Here is an 18,491-nt window from a genome sequence, read left to right as displayed (position 1 = left end):
CGGGCCAGCGGGCAAGAAAATCGGCGAAACGCGGCTTTACGGCCGCCACTGTCGTCTGCTGCAGCATGATCTCCGACAGCCAGACGCGATAGGGATCGGGTGGCGGATCACCGGGCGGCGCGCGCCACGGCAAGCGCCGGGCGTTCCGATCATACCATTCGAGCAGCGATTTTCGGACGTTTTGGGCGTTCATGCGCGCAAATCAGGCTCTCGCCCCATTATCCACACCGTTCGACTCTGATTTGTGGCAGCCATGCAGGCCCTATGGCATGACCGCCCGGATGGCGGAAATACGCAATTTTGCCGACGCCAAGGCGTCGAGGAAGAAGCGCGAGGAGGCGCCGCGCCAACGCCGTGCGCGCGCCATCGGCGACATGCTGCCCGAAATCGGCCGCGCGTCGTTCCGCCGGTTCGGTTTCGTCCAGAGTGCTGTCGTCAGCCGTTGGCCGGAGATTGTCGGCGAGCGTTATGCCCGCGTTTCCGCGCCCGAGGCGATCCGCTTTCCGCCGGGAAAGCGCTCGAACGGCGTCCTGCGCCTCACCGTATCGGGCGCCCATGCGACGATGATGCAGCATATCGAACCTGAGATCATCGAAAGGGTGAACCGCTTTTTCGGCTATCCTGCCGTTGCCCGGATCGCGATCCAGCAGGGGCAGGTCGCGGTGACGAGCGAGAAGCGGCCTGTCGCGGCAGCGCTGAAGCCAGTGCCGCAGAAGCTGGGCGAATCGCTCAGCGAAATCGGCGATCCCGAATTGCGCGCCTGCCTCGAAGGGCTGGCGGCGTCGGTCGCCACGGCCGAAAACGGCGAGGACAAATCGCCCTTCGGGCCCAGTCGTTCATTGCAGATCAAGCGCCTTGGCGATATCGGGCCCGCGGCCACAAGGGAGTAATATCACGTGAAACACCGTTATCTGACAGCCGCTGCGGCAGTCGCCGTCATGGGTCTCGGCGCGTGCGGCGGCGAAAGCGCCACCGCGAACGAGGAAACCGCCAATGTCGAAGCCGAAGATGGCGGCTGGGCGGAGACAGTCACCAAGACCGAGGAGGGCGGCTATCTGATGGGTAACCCCGATGCCGCGGTCCAAGTCGTCGAATTCGCGTCGCTGACCTGCTCGCATTGCCGCGATTTCGCCGAACAGAGCGCCGGCGGGCTCGAGGAATTCGTCGCGTCGGGCGATGTCAGCTTCGAACTGCGCAACTTCGTCCGCGATCCCTATGATCTGACGATGGCGCTGCTCGTGCGCTGCGGCAACGAGGACGCTTTCTTCCAGCGCAGCGAGCGCATGTTCGCCAATCTGGACACGTTCGGCGAGACGCTCGGGCAGGCGGATCAGGCGGAAATGCAGGCGCGTCTGACGCCGCAGGCGGCCGAAAGTGGTGAAGCCTTCACGATCGTCGCCGAAGCGGGCGGGCTGATCGACTTCATCGGCGGCCTTGGCGTTCCCGAGCAGGAGGCGCGTCAGTGCCTGACCAATACGGAATTGCGCGACGAGCTCGTCGGGATGCGCGATGCCGCCATTGCACAGTATAATCTGCAGGGCACACCGACCTTCCTGATCAACGGCGAGGTCGCGTCGGGCGTTTCGAACTGGCCGCAGCTTGAAGCCAGGCTGCGCGAGATGACGCAGTAGCGCATATGGCCGGGGGGCTCGAACGGGTGGAGACGAAGTGAAGATCAGGAAGCTCAAGCTGACCGGCTTCAAGAGCTTCGTCGACCCGACCGAGCTCCGCATCGAGCCCGGGCTGACCGGCGTGGTCGGCCCCAATGGCTGCGGCAAATCCAATGTGCTCGAGGCGCTGCGTTGGGCGATGGGCGAAAGCTCGCCTAAATCGATGCGCGGTTCGGGCATGGAGGATGTGATCTTCGCGGGCACCGATGCCCGCCCCGCACGCGATTTCGCCGAGGTCACTATCCTTGCCGAGCGGGAGGAGGGCGACCAGGCCGACGGCGCCGTCACGTTGGAAAGCGAGGTCGAGATCGTCCGCCGGATCGAGCGGGGCGCGGGATCGGCCTATCGCGTCAACGGCCGCGACGTCCGCGCCAAGGATGTGGCGCTGCTGTTCGCCGACGCCGCCACCGGCGCGCATTCGCCCGCGCTCGTCAGCCAGGGCAAGATCGGGCAGGTCATCTCGGCCAAGCCGCATGAGCGGCGGCAGATGCTCGAAGAAGCGGCCGGGATTGCGGGCCTCCATGTTCGCCGCAAGGATGCCGAGCAAAAGCTGCGCGCGACCGAAACCAATCTCTCGCGTCTCGACGACCTGCTCGCCGATATGGAAAATCGCGCCAATGCGCTGAAACGGCAGGCGAGCCAGGCGCGGCGCTACCGGCGGCTCAGCGAAGCGATCGAAATCGGCGAGGCGCGGCTGATCTATTCGCGCTGGCGCGATGCCGAAGCGGCGGCGCGCGAGGCGCAGGAACAGGCCGAAGCCGCCGAGAATGCTGTGCGCGAAGCGGCGGAGAAGCAGCAGGCGGCGGCGGTCTATCAGGCCGAGGCGGCGAAGACGTTGGCCGAGAAGCGCAATGCCGCGCAGGCCGCGCGCGACGAGGCGACGAAGCTCGGTCATGAACTGGCGGCACTGAAAAACGAACGCGCGGCACTCGAACGGCGGATCGCGGAGTTGGCCGAGCGGCGCGAGACGCTGGATCATGATCGCGGGCGCGAGGATGCGCTGGCCTCAGATGCTGCGGATGCATTGAAGCGGCTCAAGGGCGAACAGGCGGAGATCGTTGCGCGGCTCGACGGTGCCGGCGAAAGGCGTGCCGAGGCCGACCGCAAGGTACGCGAGGCCGAGGGTGTCGCCAATGATGCCGAACTTGCCATGGCCCGCGCGCTGGCTGCGCAGGCGAGCGAGCAGGCCGATGCGCGTGTGGCCGAGGCCAATGCCGATGCGGCGCGCCAGCGGTTGGCGCGGGCCGAAGACGAAGCGGCGCGGATTGCGGCCGAGCTCGATCAGATCGGCGATGCGAGGCCGCTGGAGGAGCAGCGCGCTGCCGCCGCCAAAGCCCGCGAGAAATCCGAGGGCCGGATCGAGCAGCTGCGCGAGGCGATCGCGCAGGCCGAGCGCAAGCGCGACGAGGCCGCCGAAGCGCGCGACCGGGCCGAAAGCGATACCAGCGCGGCACGGGCCGAGCTGTCGGCGCTCGAATCCGAAATGCGCGCGCTGCAGCAGGCCATGGCCGATGCGAGCGGCGACAAGGCGCTCGACCAGGTCCGTGCGGCGCCGGGCTACGAGGTCGCTCTCGCCGCGGCGCTCGGTGAGGATCTCGAAGCCGGGTTGAGCGGCGATGCGGCGCGGCGCTGGTCGGGCAGCGCGGCGGGGCAGGGCGATCCCGCGCTGCCTTCGGGCCTCGAATGCCTTGCCGATCATGTCGAGGCGCCCTCGCAATTGCGGCGGCGGCTGGCGCAGATCGGTGTGGCCGATAGCGATGACGGCGGTGTCGCACTTGCGGTCGGGCAGCGGCTCGTCACGCGCGACGGCAAGCTTCGGCGCTGGGACGGCTATGTATCGCAGGACGAGGGCGCGACGGCGGCCGAACGGCTGAAGCGCGCGAACCGGTTGCGCGAGATCGAGACGGCGCTGCCGGCGGCGCGCGAGGCGGTCGAAGGCGCGGCGGCGCGGGCCGCGGCGGCGCTGGCGGACCTGACATCGGCGCGCACCGCGGTCGAGGATGGCCGCGACGGCGTTGCCAGGGCGGAGGAATCGCTCCGCAACGCGATTCGCGAAGAGGATGCGTCGGACGCCGCGCTCGAACGGCTGGCGGCGCAGCGCGAGGGGCTGTCCGAACGCGCCCGGCGCTCGGCGGACGAGGTGAGCGAAGCGAAGTCGGTGCTGACCGAGGCCGAGCAGGCGATTGCGGCGCTGCCCGATGGCAGCGAAACCGACGGCGCGGTCGAGCGGCTGAAATCGGCGAACGAACAGGCGCGATCGGTGCTTTCCGAAGCGCGCGCCCGGGCGGCGACGATCGGTCAGACGATCGACGCCGATGCGGCGCGGCTCGAATCGGCCAAGGCCGAGGCCGCGAGCTGGAAGGCGCGCGCCGGCGATGCCGCGCGGCGGGTGCAGGAAATGACGAAGCGGGCCGAAGAGGCTGAGGCGGAAGCGGCCTCGCTCGCCGATGCGCCGCAGCAGCTCGACGGCCGGATCGCCGAACTGGCGAAGGCGAGCGAGGAGGCCGATGCCACGGCCGAAACGCTGCGCGCCGACGAACGCGCAGCCGAGGAAAAGGTCGCCGAGGCCGAGCGGCTCGCGGCCGACGCCGTCGAGGCGCTGGCGAGCGTGCGCGAGACGCGGGCCGGGGCGCAGGCACGGCGCGAAAATGCCGAGAGCCGCCAGCGCGAAATGGGCCGGATCGCCAGCGAACGCTTCTCTGCCCAGCCCATGGGGCTGCCCGCGAAGTTCGAATTCGAGGCCGACGATGTCGAAGCCTCGGAGCGCGAATCGGCGAAGCTCGACAAGCTGAAGGCCGATCGCGAGCGGATCGGCCCGGTGAATCTCGTTGCCGAGAACGAGCTGGAAGAGCTTGAAACCGAACGCGAATCGTCATTTGCTGAGCGCGAGGAGCTGGGGCAGGCGATCAACCGGCTGCGCGGCTCGATCGGCAATCTCAACCGCGAAGGCCGCGCCCGCCTGCTGACCGCTTTCGAAGAGGTTGACCGGCACTTTCAGCGGCTCTTCGCGACGCTGTTCCAAGGCGGCAAGGCGCATCTCGCACTCGTCGATTCGGACGATCCGCTCGAAGCCGGCCTTGAAATCATGGCGCAGCCGCCGGGCAAGAAACTCGCCTCGCTGACGCTGCTGTCGGGCGGCGAGCAGGCGCTGACGGCGATCGCGCTGATCTTCGGGCTGTTCCTGACGAACCCCGCGCCGATCTGCGTGCTCGACGAAGTTGACGCGCCGCTCGACGATGCGAATATCGAACGCTTCTGCGAACTGCTCGACCGGATGACGCAGGAGACCGACACCCGCTACCTGATCGTCACGCACAACGCGGTGACGATGGCGCGGATGGACCGCCTCTATGGGGTGACGATGATCGAACGCGGCGTAAGCCGCCTCGTCTCGGTCGATCTCGGCAGCGCCGAAACGTTGATCGCAGCCGAATAGTATTCCTGCGCAGGCAGGAATCCAGAGCGATAAACCGAAACACTTGTTGCCCTGGGCTCCTGCCTTCGCAGGAGCACGGTCATGCTAATTCTCACCGTTGCGGCGGGCCTCTTCCTCCAGCTCGCGCATCAGCCGCGGCCGCTCGAACAGATAGGTGGCATAAACGCCCTCTTCAGGCGCGTCGGTGAATAGCCCGTCGACACCGGCCTGAAGAAACACCAGCATTTCGCTCGCAACATCGCCGCGCCGACGAACACGCGGCCCTTCCCCCGCCTGGCCGCGCAGGTTGGCGGGCAGGAAATAATTTTCCGGGCGGAAGGTCCATGGGATCACCAGCAGCCCCGCCCGATGCGCGTCGGAAAGAAGCATCGTCGGGTCGCCGAGCGCACCCATATCGTCGAGCGGGATGACGAGTCCCTTTTCGGGCCCGATCGCATCGGCATAGGTGGCGACGGCTTCGAGACCGGCGGGCGTGATCATCTGCGCGTAGCTCGTGTCGGGAACGTCGGCCGGTGAACCGCTTGGCGCGATAAGCTGCACGAGGCGAATGTCGGTCAATATGTCGAGCCGGGCGAGCGGCCCGATTTCGAAGCTCTGAATGAAGACGGGGTCGTCCGGCCCGTCATATCCCGCCGCCTCCAGCTGCGCGACCAGCGCCTCCTCCATCGGCAGGCCGATCGAGCGGAAATAGGACGGGTGCTTGATCTCCGGGATGATGCCGACCGGGCGGTTTGCGCCCTGGGCCAGCGCAATGATTTCGTCGAGCGTCGGGATGGGGAACTGACCATCATATTCGGTATTGCCGGGGCGGAGTTGGGGCAGCCGCTCGCGTGCTCTCAGGGTCCGCAATTCGGCGAGGGTGAAATCCTCGGTGAACCAGCCGGTGACCTCTTCGCCATCGATCGCTTTGGTCGTGCGGCGGTCGGCGAATTCGGGATGATCGGCGATATCCGTCGTGCCCGAAATCTCGTTCTCATGCCGGGCGACGAACACGCCGTCGCGGGTCATCACCAGGTCCGGCTCGATATAGTCGGCGCCCTGCTCGATCGCGAGGCTGTAGGCGGCAAGCGTGTGCTCGGGCCGCTCGGCGGAAGCGCCGCGATGGGCGATGATCAACGGATCGGGTTGAGAACCGGCTGTCACGGGCGGCACGGGTGTACACGCTGCGACAAGCGCGCCGAAAATCGAAAGGCCGGCCAGCCGAAACCCGAATCTCGTGCGCCTGCCTTGCCGAAAATGCGCTATCGCCATGTCCATCGCCGATTTCTCCCGATCGCATCGTGAGCGATCGGGAGACAGGCGGCAAGCGCTATTCGCGGCTGTCGAATTCCGCCTCGGCGGCGCGTTCCAGCTCCTTCGGCTTGCGCTGTTCGAACTTGCTGGCGAGCTTTTCTTCCTGTGTCTGGCTCAGATCCTTCGCGGCGGCGGGAAACATGTCCTCTTCCTCCTCGTCGATATGATGGAGGTAGCGGTGCTTCATCTCCTTGAATCGCGGTAGCCAGCCGGGTGAGGAGAACTCCTTCTCGGTCAGTTCCTCGAGAAAATCGTCGATTTCCTTGTGCTCGGACACCGAATGCTGCGCGTCCTCGCGCAGGTCCGGTTTTTCGAGCATGGTCGCGTAAAGCGTCTCTTCCTCGGCGGCGGCATGCGCCATCACCTCGGTACGGAACCGCTCGAATAGCTCCTCCCGCCCGTCGCTGTCGCCATGCGTTTTCTCGATCTGATCGAGCAGCGTGCGATGTTTTTCGTGATCTTCCTTGAGGCGGGCAAAAATCTTCTCGTCGGCCATCGGTAATTTCTCCTTCTGTCACGATATGAACACGAAGGATGGGGCTTGGTTGCACCTGCGAACCGTTCTCACAGCTCGGGTTCGGCCCATTCGATCCGGTCATTGGCGCGTAGCCACGCCATGACCTCGCCGGGATTGTCGAAGCGGGCGAGGAGATCGTCGGGATTTTTCTTAAGGATGTCGGGTTCGCCACCGAGCGCGGGGTCGACGCCGAGGAAGCGCCAGATTTCCTCGATCGGTTCGCGGCGGCGCGCCTGCGTGTAGCTGATCTCCAGCGCACCGGCGTCCATGATCCGCCCACGCCATTTCGCGTCCAGGCGTTCGCGATTACGGACATGCTTCGCGAAATCATCCGCGTCGAACCGAATTGTGTCGACGGCTTGCGGCTGACCGGGTTCGCGCTGTTTCCAGCCCGCTTCATTGGCGAGCTTCGCCGAGGAATAGGTCGCCAGATGATTCGGGCGCGTCAGGAAGATCAGCCGGTCGGCCCAACCGCCGATCATCGCCTCGGTCGCCGATTCCGGGCCGCTCAGATGCTGCTTGAGCCCGACCGCTTTCGTCTGCGGCGTCGCGCCCGTCATTGCCGACAGAAAGGCGTGGGGGTCCGTGTGACGGCTGTCCCAGTCCTGCCACCGATCGCCGAGCCGGGCGCGCAGAGCGGCGGTGTCGTCATGATCGTCGACGAGAAATTCGTTGCGGCTGAACAATGCCAGATAGCAGGTGACATCGGGGTGGGTGCCGAGCTGGCGCGCGAGCATCATCGATCCTGTGCGCGGCATGGAAAGGATGGCGAAGCGGATCATTCGGCGGGCGCGCAACGGTACAGCATCTCGCAGATATTTTCGTTATCCTTGAGCAGCGTCCTCTCCTCGATCGACCAACCCGCTTCGTTCAGCATGGCTTCGAATTCGGATTCGTCGAACGCATTGATCCAGCCTCGCTTGTGACGGAATGCCCAATCGGCATCCGGCTGCGGATGGCAGAAGCTGGTGATGAGCGCCGCGCTTCCGCCCTCGCACGCGCGGCGCAACACGACCGCGGGATCCTGCAGATATTCGAGCAGGCCCAGCATCGCGACGGCATCGTAGGGGCCGTCGGGAAAATCGCCTCGGTCGAGATCGATCGGGATGACCTCCAGCGTCCATGCGCGCAGGTCGGCAGGCTGGTAGCGGCAATCGCTGGCGAGATACCGGCCCAGCGCCAGCCTGCCCCCCGATCCGAGATCGAGCACGCTGGTGCCGGGGGCAATCCATTTGGCGGCCAGCTTCGCGCGGTCGTCCCAATCGGGCCGGTAGGAGTCCGCCTTGCGCCAATGCGCCTTGCCGATGTCCGGCAGGTCGGCATAGCGGTGCCAGAAATGCTGATGGCGGACGGCTGGTTTCATCCATGGCTTGCGCGCGCCGACCCAGTGAACGATCGCCGGTTCGGGGTCGAAATCCAGATGCGGCATCGCGTTCCAGCGATCGGGAAGCGCGGCATAGCCGCCGGTCGCGGCGAGATTGAGCGCGTCCTGGTCGTGCAGGCCGAAGCGTTCGGCAAGACCGCGTGCCCGTTCGAGCATTCCGTTTTCGCGAAGCCGGTCGAGAGAAAGGACGAGCACGCCTGCGTTGAATCCTTTCTGCCGCAGGTCGAGCGCCCGCGCCGCATATTCGCGCAACGCGCGGGCTTCGCCTTCATCGAGTTTCATCGCGCGCCGCTCGGACATCTCGACCAAGGTGCGGACATTGGGATTGGGGGTAGGGCGGGCCGCGATTCCCGCAGCGCCAGGTCCATAGCCGGCGAGCTCGGCGATATCGCCGTTCACGATGATGTCGCAATCGAGATAGACGACCCGGTCGAGGTCGGGGAGAATTTCGTCCAGGAACAGCCGGTCCATCGTCGAAATCGTGATCTGTTGAAGCAGCTCGACCTCGACCCCTTTCATCCGGCCGTCCATTGGCAATATGCGCGTCTCGACGGGCTCTATCGCATTGACCAGCGACGCGACTTCCTCTTTGCCGAGTCGGCGAACGAGCAGCACGAGCCGGATCGGCGCCATGCTATTTTCGCGCACCGAGCGGAGTGCGACCTTGGCCTTGTCGAGATATTTTTCATCGAAGGCCATGACGATGGTAACGGGCTCCTCCGGCCGAAGGTCTTGCATGGCGGCGCTCACCAGGCCGATGGTGGGCGGAGCGTTCCCGCCGAACACTTCCTCGCGCGCCGCTTCGACCGCACCCGCCCAGCGTTTGGCCCAGACGTCGCGCACATAGCGCGGCTTCTTGCCCAATGCGATCTGCCTGACCGTCCAGCCGACATGGCTGACCATCGCCTTACGGAGTTCTTTGCGTGCCGCATCGCCGGCATCGACCAGGCCGTCGAACCGCCGGTCGGCCGGATTGGGCAGGCGGAAGTCGACCGCCGTTCCCACCGCCCATGCCGGCAGGGCGCAATGGAGCCTGCTCGTCCGGATCGTTCTCGCCGCTGCATATTGGTCGATCAGGTCGAGTGCGATCGCCAAGCTTTCGGCATAGGGCAGTGTGCGCGTTTCCGGCATCTTGTGCGCGATGGTGGTTCGTCCGTCCGGCGTGTCCTCGTCCAGATCGACATCATAATCGCCTTCGCGCTTGCCGGCCTTGCCACCGGTCGCCAGCGTCAGGGTGAGGCAGCCGGAGAAGAAGGCGTCGACTCCTTGGTTCAAGAGCCAGCGCATCGTGACCTTGTCGCGGCAACCCACCGGCTGGTGCCGGCGCAACCAGTCGAGCAGTTCGTCGGTCAGGTCGCCCGGCCGCCACAGGTGAAAGGAGACGAGCAGGGGATAGAGATTGTCCGGCCCCGGCATTGCGCGCAGCGCGCCGAAACATTTATGGAAGAACCAGCCATTGTGGATCGTCCACACCGGGCGGCCGGGAAAGCGGAGCGCGAGGCTGAACGGGTCGTCGCGGTCGGCGACGGCGAGGTGCACCGGCTTGCCGATCGACATACGCTGTTCGACGGTCCAGCTTCGCTGCATCCGCTGCAATGGCTTGGCAAGGCCCTCGCAGTCAAAGCTCCATTCGACACCGTCGAGCCGGGCGAGATGGCGCAGCGCGGCGGCGCTCTGAATGAAATCGCCGATATTGTCGCTGACGGCGAGCAGATCCGGCGCCTTGTAGTCTAGCAGCGCAATGACCGGGCGGTTGTCCGGCGGCAACGAGTGCCATCGGCCATGCAAGGCGGCGTGGCCGAAAGTATCTTCATCCTCGGCGCGTTGAAGCAGTGATTTGAGATAACTTGCGAACCATTTCAGACGGCGTGCATCGCGCAACGGCAGATCGTCCGATTGCGCAATCGCGGCTTCGGCATGGGACAATGCGGTATCGAGCGCCCCGGCGAGCCAATGCGCCTGCGCAGCCTCGAAATGCATCGCATGGTCCAGCTTTCCTGCATCGAGCGAGCCCCACGCCTTGGCGGCCGCGCCGGCATCGCCTTCCAGCCATGCCGCGCGGGCCATAACGGCACCGATTTCGTGCTTGCCGGCGAGATTTCCGGCGGCGGACCGTGCAAAATCCGGCAAGCCTTGCGCCAGGCCTGCCGCCGCAAGCAAGCGGGACGCCTCGACGCGATCTTCCGCTTCGATTGCGCGGGCGATGGTTTCCACCGGACGTTCGGCCATGCCGCCCGCTTAGGCAGAGCCCTTCGCGCATGGCAACAGCGAACTGGGGTCAGGTACCCGTCCATTCGGGCTTGCGCTTCTCGGCAAAAGCGGCTGCACCCTCTCGCGCGTCTTTCGAAGTGAATACGGGTTTCATCAATTCAGCCTGTTCGTCCCACATTTCCTCGTTCGACCATGCTGCCTGCTGCTGGACTATCCGTTTTGACACGCGTACTGCTAGAGGGCCATTTTCGTTGATGCGCCGGGCCAAATCCCTTGCCGCGTCCAGCGCGGCTCCATCTGTGACCTGATTGATTAGCCCGATTTGGTGCGCACGCGGCGCATCAATGAAATCGCCGGTGAGCGCATATTCCATGGCGAGCCGTTGCGGAATTTGCCGTGGCAGGCGGATCAGCCCGCCCGCGCCCGCCACAAGACCGCGCTTGACCTCGGGAATGCCGAACTTGGCGTCCACATGGGCGACGATAAGGTCGCAACTCAGAGCTACTTCCATGCCGCCGGCCAGGGCATAGCCCTCGACTGCAGCGATCAGTGGTTTTCGCGGAGGCGCCATCGTCAATCCGGCGAAGCCCCGGCCTTCGACGACAGGCGTTTCGCCCTTGAGGAAACCCTTGAGATCCATGCCCGAGCAGAAGGTGCCGCCCGCGCCGGTGATGATGCCGACGCGCAGGCTATCGTCTCCGTCGAGCTGGTCTAGCGCCGCGGCGACGCCTTCGGCCAAGGCCTTGTTGGCGGCGTTTTTCGCTTCGGGGCGATTCAGCGTGATGACTATCACGCCGTCTTCGATTTCGGTGAGTACGGCATCGGTCATGGGGTGGTCCTTTGCGGTCATTTGGTCTGTGTTCTACTGCAGCGACTTGATGTTGCCGCCGTCGACCACAAGCACCTGTCCTGTGATGAATCCGGCAAGATCGGAGCAGAGGAACGCGGCCGCGTTCGCCATGTCCTCGGGCTGGCCCATTCTCCGGACCGGCCATTGCGACACGCGATTGGCGATATGCTCTTCATAGGTCGATCCGCGTTCCTCGGCGATTTTCGTGAAGACGCGCTTGAACTGATCGGTCTCGATGGCGCCGGTGCCGAGCGTATTCACGGTAATTCCGTCGGGGCCGAGCTCGGCCGATAGCGTCTTGGAGAGCGCCAGCGCGCCGACGCGATAGGCGTTCTGCGCGGCGCGGGCGAGTTCGCGATGCGGTTCCTTTACCGAATTGGTGCCGATGGTGAGAATGCGGCCCCATTGCTGCTGCTTCATCGACGGCACTACCGCCCGGACGAACCAGCCGAACGCCATCAGGTTGTTCTTGTTGGCGAGATCCATGACTTCATCGTCGATGTCCATGAAGTCACCCTTGGTTCCCGAATCGACATTGAAAATGGCGATTTCGACCGGTCCGAGGCTGCCGGTCGTTTCCGCAACGACGCGCGCTATGCCTACCTTGGTCGTGCAGTCGGCCGCGACACCGATCACGTCGCTGCCTCCGGATCTCAGGGTTTCAAGCGCCGATTCGACATTGGCGGGCGTGCGCGACGCAATGGCGACCTTGCACCCTTCGTTCAGCAGGGTTCGGGCGCAAGCGAAGCCGATGCCCTGCGTGCCGCCTGTCACAAGCGCAACCTTTCCGGCGATGTTGAGGTCCATATCCGCTCTCCTGCTAGGCGCGCAGCCAAGCATGTTCCGGCCTGCACCATGTCGATTGTGTTATATAACCAAGTTATCTATCTAGAGCGGCGATCAGGCCGTCAACGTGTTTGGCGCCGGAAAGAGGCGATACGGCAAATCCACGAACGCCCGGGTCAGGAGAGAGAGATGAGCGAAGCTGTCGGAGGTGCGATGCAGCCACAGGCTTCGACGCCGTTGGTAGTGCCGTGGCGCCGCAATGTGACACTGGCACTGCTGCTGACCGTTGCAGCCGTCAGTTATATCGACCGACAAGTCTTCACCTTGTTCCAGGACGACATCAAAGCGGAACTCGGCCTGAATGACGGCCAGCTAGGCATCCTGACAGGTTTCTCCTTCGGGCTGTTCTACGCACTCGCCGCCTTCCCGATCGCGCGCTACGCGGACCGCGGCGACAGGCGCCTTGTTATCTCGTTATGCGTGACGATCTGGAGCATGGCGACGGTGGCGTGCGGCATGGCGGGAAACTTCTTCCAGATGCTGTTGGCCCGAATAGGACTGGCTGCGGGCGAGGCAGGAGCCGGGCCAGCATCCAATTCGCTGTTGGTGGAGATTTTTCCACCGCACCGGCGCGTGCTCGTCATCTCGACCATGCTCGCGGCGAGCGCGGTCGGCTTGTCGGGCGGGCTTGCGCTGGCCGGCTGGCTTTCGACATTCTATCATTGGCGCACCGTTTTCTACATTGTCGGCGTGCCGGGTATCGCACTCGGCCTGATCGTCTGGCTGCTCGCCGCAGAACCACGACGGGCAAAGGGCGAGGCCGCCCTCACGCCAGTCAATAATTTGCGGCCGTTGGAGGTCATCAAACTCATGGCCAGCTCGGCTTCGCTGCGCTGGGTAGGTGTGATGATGCTGACGGTACCGCTGTCCGGCTTCGCGTTCATCCTTTGGGGCGCTTCATTTTTCCGCCGCGTCCACGATATGCCGGTGGCCGAGGTCGGCTTCTGGATGGGCGGCATGATGGCCGGGGGGCTGGTGCTCGGCAATCTGCTCGCGGGCTACATCGGCGATCGTTTCGGTGCCGCGAATCCGCGCTTCAACAGCTGGCTGGCAGCGGGGGGCCTGTTCCTGGCTTTTCCTTTTGCCATGATTTTCTGCTTTTCCGAAAACGCCTATGTCGCGCTTGGCTGTTTCCTGATCGTCAAATTCCTGATGACGCTTTATCTCGGACCCACGATCGCACTTTCGTATGCGCAGGTGCCAGTCTCGATGCGGGCAATCATGTCGGCCACGATCAACATGTTGATCGGGATTGCGGGAACCGGGATCGGCGGAACGCTAGCCGGATTTCTCAGCGCGTGGCTGGAACCGAGTTACGGGTTGGAATCCCTGCGCTATTCGCTGGCGATCACTTCGACCACATTGTTGCTGGGCGGCATTGCCGCGATCATGGCTGGCAGGACGGCCAAGATTCTGCCTGAAAGTCTCAAATAGCTGCCAGCGGCTGTTCGGCGCGTACAAGACGGCCGGAATAGGCGTCGGTTGCCGCGTCGATGCGGTGAACGACCGTTCCTGAAACGATCGTCGCGTCATGACCCTGGCCGTCTGGTTCAGGCGGATTAAAGTCTCACATCCTATGCGGCGATGGCCTCGGCTGTGTGCACTTCCGGTTCTACTTTGAATAGGCGTGCAGCATTGAGGCCCAAAATGTCGGCCTTCACCTGTTCGCCAACATCCAGCCCATCGAAAAGCTCGCGCTGAATTTGCCTGCTGATCGGGAAGGTCCCTTCGGCATGCGGATAATCCGAACCCCACATGACGTTGCGTGCTCCCGGTAGCCCCGCCGCTGCCGCGACAATGCACGCACGATCGTGCTGAAAGCTCGCCCAGATCTGATCGTCGATAATCTGACTCGGTGGTCGCGAAAGATCCGGGCGTACGAAGTTGGCATGCGCGACGGAAACCTCGTCCATGCGTTCGGCAATGGCGACCAGCCAACTCGCCCCGGATTCGATAAAGGCAACCTTGGCTTCGGGATTGCGATCCAGGACGCCGCCGGCAACCAAATATTGGCACGTGTTGATCGCATCGCACGCCTGATTGCTGTAGTTGATAATCGCCGCACCCGGGCCCCGCTCATGGACGACCGAGGCAAGGCCTGTCCCGGTATGGAGCACAAAAACGATACCCAGCTTCCCAGCGAGCGCGAAAACCGAATCCCATTCCTCACTGTTGTAATTGGGAATGCCTTCAGGCGACACGGCTGGCAGCATTGCTGCTGTATATCCCATTTCGTTCAGTCGTTTCAGCTCGGCTTTGGTATTATCGAAGTCGAGTACCGGCAACATGCCGCAGCGCACGAAGCGATTGGGATGATCTCCGAGAAATTCGTTGTTCCAATCGTTATAGATTTTGCAGGATTCGGCTTCGGCATCGGCGTCCCCGATTGCGTACATCCAGAGACCCAGGCTCGGAAAGCAAATTTCCGAATCGATACCCTCGAGTTCCATGTCTTCGAGGCGACCGGGTATTTCTCGAATGCCCTTGCGCTGGGCGTCACCTAACGCTTTCTCCCGGTGTTGTCCGACGCGTAACCGGTAGATGGTTTTTTCCTCAGTCCCGGTGATCAGATATTCGCCTTCCTTGCGGACATGGATGGCATGCTTCTTCATCGAATCGGGAAGATTGTCCTGGAACAGCGTTGCCGGTTCCATGATGTGGCTATCGGCGCTGAAAATGAAAGGTTTCATCGTGTCGCTCCCTCGGAAATTTGTTGAAATCTACGCGCAATAGCTCGATTCGTAAATAGGTATCTTTTTAGCGGACTGGCTCCCGCATTTTCACACGATTTTGGGATGCCCCGGAAAACCGCAAAAGCCCTAGCGTCAATTGCGATGCAAAAGTGCAACACGCAGCACGATTACGAAAAGGTTCCTCTTTTCAGATCAAATTTTCCGCTATAAGGAGGTCAACTAAGTTAGATAACTGGGATCGACCGGTTACGTGCTGGGATAGGAATCTGGGAGGCCTGTATGAAAAATCAGAATAAATCCGCCATCAATTCGCGCTTCATAGCTTCGTCGGTATCTTTAGGCGTGATCGCGCTCATGTCGTTGGCCGCGCCCGCTCACGCTCAGGAAGGTGACACTACAACGAGCGAGCAGGAGCAGGCGCAGGCTAATTTCGAGCGCAACCCGATCATCGTTCTTGGCGTGACGCGGCAGGAAGAGAACATCCAGGAAGTGCCGACGACGATTACCGCTTTCAGCGGTGAGGACATCGTCGAGCAGGGAATAGTCCAAACGGCTGACATCGCTACGTTTACGCCGGGGTTCAACGTTCGCGCCGCCGGCAACAATCCAACGGCTTTCAACCTGTCGATGCGCGGTCAGATCCAGGTCGACAATATCGCGACGCTGGAGCCGTCAGTCGGCACCTATATCGACGACATCTATATCGGTCGTGCCTACGGCCTGAACACCAATCTTCTCGATATCGAATCGGTGCAGGTACTCAAGGGTCCTCAGGGTACGCTGTTTGGGCGCAACACCTCGGCTGGCGCCGTCGTAATCCAAACTGTCCAGCCGCAATTCGACGAGGTCTCGGGCGTCGTCCGCGGCACCTATGGCCGCTACGACCAGCGCGAAGCCGAAGCGGTAATCAATCTGGGCTTCGAACATTTCGCAATTCGCGGTAGTTTTTTCTACGGCGCTCGTGACAATTATCAAACCGATGTCACGACAGGCGACGGCTATGGTGAGCGGGAAGTCCTGAACGGTCGTGTGCGCGTGTCGGCGCGTCCTCTGGAAAATCTGACGATAACCGCCTCGGGGGAATGGTTCGATAGCGAGATCAACGGACCGGGACGCTCAAACCTCTTCTTGAATGTCGGCGGCGCCGATCCTGCTGCGGCTGAGCGTGCCGTAATGCAACGAGATCGCGATTTTGTTGGTGTTTCGAATGTTGCGACATTCCCCGGTGCACCGGCGCGCGGCCTCTTCAACGAGATGGAGACCGAAACCTATATGTTGCGGGCCGATCTCGAAACGAGCTTTGGCGAAGTCAATTTCATTACCGGTTATCGCAACGTCGAAGGTGCCAATCTGATCGATCTCGATGGTTCGGCCTTTCCGGCGCATTTCACGCAGGGTTTCCAGGACCTCGACCAGTTTTCGGCGGAGCTTCGGGCAACGGGGTCGGCGTTCGACGATCTTATCGATTTCGCGGTAGGCGCAACCTATTTCGCCGAAAGTGGGAATGATCAGTCGCGATCGAGCCTGTTCTCGAGTCCGAACTGGAGCAACTTCAACGGCTTCATCGACAATGACAGCATCGGCATTTACGCGCAGGTCAGCGCGCATGTGACCGACAGGCTGACGATCACGGGCGGCGCCCGCTATTCGATCGACGACAAGGGCGTGACGGTTCAGTCGTCGGTGGCGCCGAACAACGGCGATGTCGTGGCGGTTTGTCTCCCGACCAGTTTCAACTTCCCGCCTGCGACTTTCGAGGACTGCGCACGCACGCGCTACGACACGTTCGATAACCTGTCCTATACGATCGGTTTCGACTACCAGCTGACGGACGATATCCTCTTCTATGCCAAGCATAGCCGCGGATACCGGTCTGGCGTGCAACAGCTGCGTTCGCTGACGCTGACCGACACCACGCCCGCCCAACCGGAAATCAACAACGAACAGGAAATCGGCCTGAAGACCGAATTCTGGGGCGGTCGAGCGATCTTCAATATTGCCGGCTTCCACAATCGAGTCAGCAATGCACAGCGCAGCCCGGTGTTCAACGTCAACGGCCAGAGCCAGACGATCATCGAGAATGCGGGCACCGAAACTTGGGGCGTCGAAGCTGATTTCTCGGTCGAAGTCGCCGATGGCTTCTTCCTGTTCGCCTCGGGATCGCTGATCGATCCGAGTTATACCAACTATGACGGTTTCGGGGTCGTGGGCGCTGCGGGCATGCAGCAACTCGTCTCGGTCGACAAAAGTGATTTTCCGTTTGTCGGCATTGTCGAGGAACAGTTCACGGTCGGCGCAAGTTACGAAACCGATCTGGGCTTCGGCCGCCTGCATCTGAATGCGACTTATGCATGGCAGGGAGAATATAACAATGCCGACACGCGAACGGACTTGTTCACGGCCAATCCCGTGACGACGCCGGGCGGCCTCGGGCTGACCCAGGCACAAGCGGATCAGCTCGAGGATGCGCTTGTAACGGGTTCGCTCGGTCTGCTCAACGCTCGCGCTGCGCTGAGCTTCGGCTATGACGATAATTACGAGATCGCCGTCTGGGGCCGGAATATTCTCGGCGATCGCGAGCCGCTGTACACGCTGCTTCTCGGCAATGTGTATGTCGGGTCGTCGTTCAATGATCCGGCCACATATGGCGTGACGCTAACTGCACGCTTTTGATTTCAGAACCCTCTCCCTTCTGGAAACCGGCGCCCGGCATCGGCCGGGCGTCGGTCCCTTTGTCGGCCGGAAATCGAGCGTTTGACCAAATGGCGGAAAGCCCGCAATTTGCAGCTATGGACTCGGGAAATTCCGTTTACGGCATCAAAGAGCCGGGCGACCCTTTTGCGGAGGAATCCGCCAAGCGCGACACGCGCGTTGGACGCACCGTCCGCAAACTTTTCGGACTGAGCATGGATGCGGATCCGGGGAGCTATCTCGGGTCCGAAGCCGATTTGCTCGATCGGCTCGATGTCAGTCGTCCCACATTGCGGCAGGCGGCGAAGATCCTGCAAAACGATCACCTGCTGGAGATACGGCGGGGGGCGGCAGGCGGGTTTTACGCCGCGCGCCCCGATGTCGGCCATGTCATTCAGTTGCCGGCATTCTATTTGCGCATGCAGGGCGCCTCGCTCCGCCAGATGCGCGAGGCAAGCACGGTGATCGTTGCCGAGACCATCGCCAGCGCGGCGCTGTGCGAGGATAGCGACCGATTGGCCGAACTCGCGGAAATCCGAGCGTCATTGAACATCAGCGTAGGCGATGAAGTGGCAACGCGCTACATCATCGAGGTCGAGCGGCGCCTGTCCCATTTGCTGTCGCGCATGGCATCCAACCCGTTCCTCGGCCTTTTCATGGATATTCTATACGAGTTCGGATTGCTCGAGCGCAATTTGCGCTTTTACGACGGCAAGCCCGATCGGCGGAAGGAATGGCTCGGCCTGCAGCAGAACCTTTGCGACGCCGTGGCTGCCGGTGACACAGAAAGGGCTCGGAAGATATCTCGCGCCCGAAGTGCGCTGATCGAGCAATGGATCGCCGACGACCTCTCTCCTTCCGTCCAAATGGTCAAGCGCGACCACCGGCGCGGGCACTGAG

At 62.8% G+C, this 18,491-nt stretch carries 13 protein-coding genes and 1 pseudogene; 6 read left to right on the top strand and 8 right to left on the bottom strand.

What is annotated here, in order from left to right:
- Positions 1-193, bottom strand: a pseudogene (locus tag Q0139_RS14505) (A/G-specific adenine glycosylase); the annotation flags it as partial.
- A gap of 76 nt (positions 194-269) precedes the next feature.
- Here Q0139_RS14505 and Q0139_RS14500 point away from each other — a divergent pair.
- The 3 genes from Q0139_RS14500 to smc are packed head-to-tail and all read left to right on the top strand — an operon-like array spanning position 270 to position 5,106.
- Positions 270-890 (top strand): DUF721 domain-containing protein, encoded by a 621-nt coding sequence (locus tag Q0139_RS14500; protein ID WP_298023625.1) that lies wholly within the window; start codon positions 270-272, stop codon positions 888-890.
- Between the two features lie 6 nt (positions 891-896).
- Positions 897-1,631: a thioredoxin domain-containing protein gene (locus Q0139_RS14495; RefSeq protein ID WP_298023622.1), complete on the top strand. Its 735-nt coding sequence runs from the start codon at positions 897-899 to the stop codon at positions 1,629-1,631.
- A gap of 37 nt (positions 1,632-1,668) precedes the next feature.
- Positions 1,669-5,106 carry a chromosome segregation protein SMC gene (gene smc, locus Q0139_RS14490; RefSeq protein ID WP_298023618.1) on the top strand — a complete coding sequence of 1,146 codons (3,438 nt, stop codon included), beginning with the start codon at positions 1,669-1,671 and terminating at the stop codon, positions 5,104-5,106.
- 84 nt (positions 5,107-5,190) lie between these two features.
- On the opposite strand, the gene Q0139_RS14485 is transcribed toward smc, so the two are convergent.
- The 6 genes from Q0139_RS14485 to Q0139_RS14460 all read right to left on the bottom strand — a co-directional run bounded on the left by Q0139_RS14485 (position 5,191) and on the right by Q0139_RS14460 (position 12,168).
- Positions 5,191-6,258: a glycerophosphodiester phosphodiesterase gene (locus tag Q0139_RS14485; protein ID WP_298023615.1), complete on the bottom strand. Its 1,068-nt coding sequence runs from the start codon at positions 6,256-6,258 to the stop codon at positions 5,191-5,193.
- Between the two features lie 157 nt (positions 6,259-6,415).
- Entirely contained in the window at positions 6,416-6,895 is a 480-nt protein-coding gene (locus Q0139_RS14480) for a hemerythrin domain-containing protein (protein WP_298023612.1), read from the bottom strand.
- Between the two features lie 68 nt (positions 6,896-6,963).
- The gene (locus tag Q0139_RS14475; RefSeq protein ID WP_298023609.1) at positions 6,964-7,698 is read right to left on the bottom strand and encodes a hypothetical protein; all 735 of its coding nucleotides are present in this window, start codon (positions 7,696-7,698) and stop codon (positions 6,964-6,966) included.
- Positions 7,695-10,529 (bottom strand): glycosyltransferase, encoded by a 2,835-nt coding sequence (locus Q0139_RS14470; protein WP_298023606.1) that lies wholly within the window; start codon positions 10,527-10,529, stop codon positions 7,695-7,697. Before Q0139_RS14470 ends, Q0139_RS14475 begins: the two co-directional genes overlap by 4 nt.
- A 49-nt stretch (positions 10,530-10,578) precedes the next feature.
- Positions 10,579-11,340: a crotonase/enoyl-CoA hydratase family protein gene (locus Q0139_RS14465; RefSeq protein ID WP_298023603.1), complete on the bottom strand. Its 762-nt coding sequence runs from the start codon at positions 11,338-11,340 to the stop codon at positions 10,579-10,581.
- 33 nt (positions 11,341-11,373) lie between these two features.
- Positions 11,374-12,168, bottom strand: a complete 795-nt coding sequence (locus tag Q0139_RS14460) for an SDR family oxidoreductase (RefSeq protein WP_298023600.1) — start codon at positions 12,166-12,168, stop codon at positions 11,374-11,376.
- A 168-nt stretch (positions 12,169-12,336) separates the two neighbouring features.
- Here Q0139_RS14460 and Q0139_RS14455 point away from each other — a divergent pair, with 168 nt between their 5' ends.
- On the top strand, positions 12,337-13,641 hold the full coding sequence (locus Q0139_RS14455) for an MFS transporter (RefSeq protein WP_298023597.1): 1,305 nt from the start codon (positions 12,337-12,339) through the stop codon (positions 13,639-13,641).
- Between the two features lie 140 nt (positions 13,642-13,781).
- On the opposite strand, the gene Q0139_RS14450 is transcribed toward Q0139_RS14455, so the two are convergent.
- A complete protein-coding gene (locus Q0139_RS14450; protein ID WP_298023594.1) occupies positions 13,782-14,897 on the bottom strand; it encodes an amidohydrolase family protein in 1,116 nt (371 codons plus the stop codon).
- Positions 14,898-15,179: 282 nt separating this feature from the next.
- Here Q0139_RS14450 and Q0139_RS14445 point away from each other — a divergent pair, with 282 nt between their 5' ends.
- Together Q0139_RS14445 and Q0139_RS14440 are read left to right on the top strand one after the other, a co-directional pair.
- Complete coding sequence (locus Q0139_RS14445) at positions 15,180-17,573, top strand: TonB-dependent receptor (protein ID WP_298023591.1); 2,394 nt, start codon at positions 15,180-15,182, stop codon at positions 17,571-17,573.
- A gap of 89 nt (positions 17,574-17,662) precedes the next feature.
- Entirely contained in the window at positions 17,663-18,490 is an 828-nt protein-coding gene (locus tag Q0139_RS14440; protein ID WP_298023588.1) for a FadR/GntR family transcriptional regulator, read from the top strand.
- Position 18,491: the final 1 nt, after the last annotated feature.

This window comes from uncultured Parasphingopyxis sp. (assembly GCF_937129435.1).
Lineage (GTDB): Bacteria > Pseudomonadota > Alphaproteobacteria > Sphingomonadales > Sphingomonadaceae > Parasphingopyxis.
Note: the sequence above shows the minus strand (reverse complement) of the source record. Positions and strands in the feature narration are given on the sequence as shown.

Coding starts and splice junctions, on each gene's coding strand:
- Q0139_RS14480 (WP_298023612.1), bottom strand. CDS start 6,895: ATGGCCGACGAGAAGATTTTTGCCCGCCTCAAGGAAGATCACGAAAAA.
- Q0139_RS14445 (WP_298023591.1), top strand. CDS start 15,180: ATGAAAAATCAGAATAAATCCGCCATCAATTCGCGCTTCATAGCTTCG.
- Q0139_RS14460 (WP_298023600.1), bottom strand. CDS start 12,168: ATGGACCTCAACATCGCCGGAAAGGTTGCGCTTGTGACAGGCGGCACG.
- Q0139_RS14500 (WP_298023625.1), top strand. CDS start 270: ATGACCGCCCGGATGGCGGAAATACGCAATTTTGCCGACGCCAAGGCG.
- Q0139_RS14475 (WP_298023609.1), bottom strand. CDS start 7,698: ATGATCCGCTTCGCCATCCTTTCCATGCCGCGCACAGGATCGATGATG.
- Q0139_RS14440 (WP_298023588.1), top strand. CDS start 17,663: ATGGCGGAAAGCCCGCAATTTGCAGCTATGGACTCGGGAAATTCCGTT.
- Q0139_RS14450 (WP_298023594.1), bottom strand. CDS start 14,897: ATGAAACCTTTCATTTTCAGCGCCGATAGCCACATCATGGAACCGGCA.
- Q0139_RS14455 (WP_298023597.1), top strand. CDS start 12,337: ATGAGCGAAGCTGTCGGAGGTGCGATGCAGCCACAGGCTTCGACGCCG.
- Q0139_RS14470 (WP_298023606.1), bottom strand. CDS start 10,529: ATGGCCGAACGTCCGGTGGAAACCATCGCCCGCGCAATCGAAGCGGAA.
- Q0139_RS14465 (WP_298023603.1), bottom strand. CDS start 11,340: ATGACCGATGCCGTACTCACCGAAATCGAAGACGGCGTGATAGTCATC.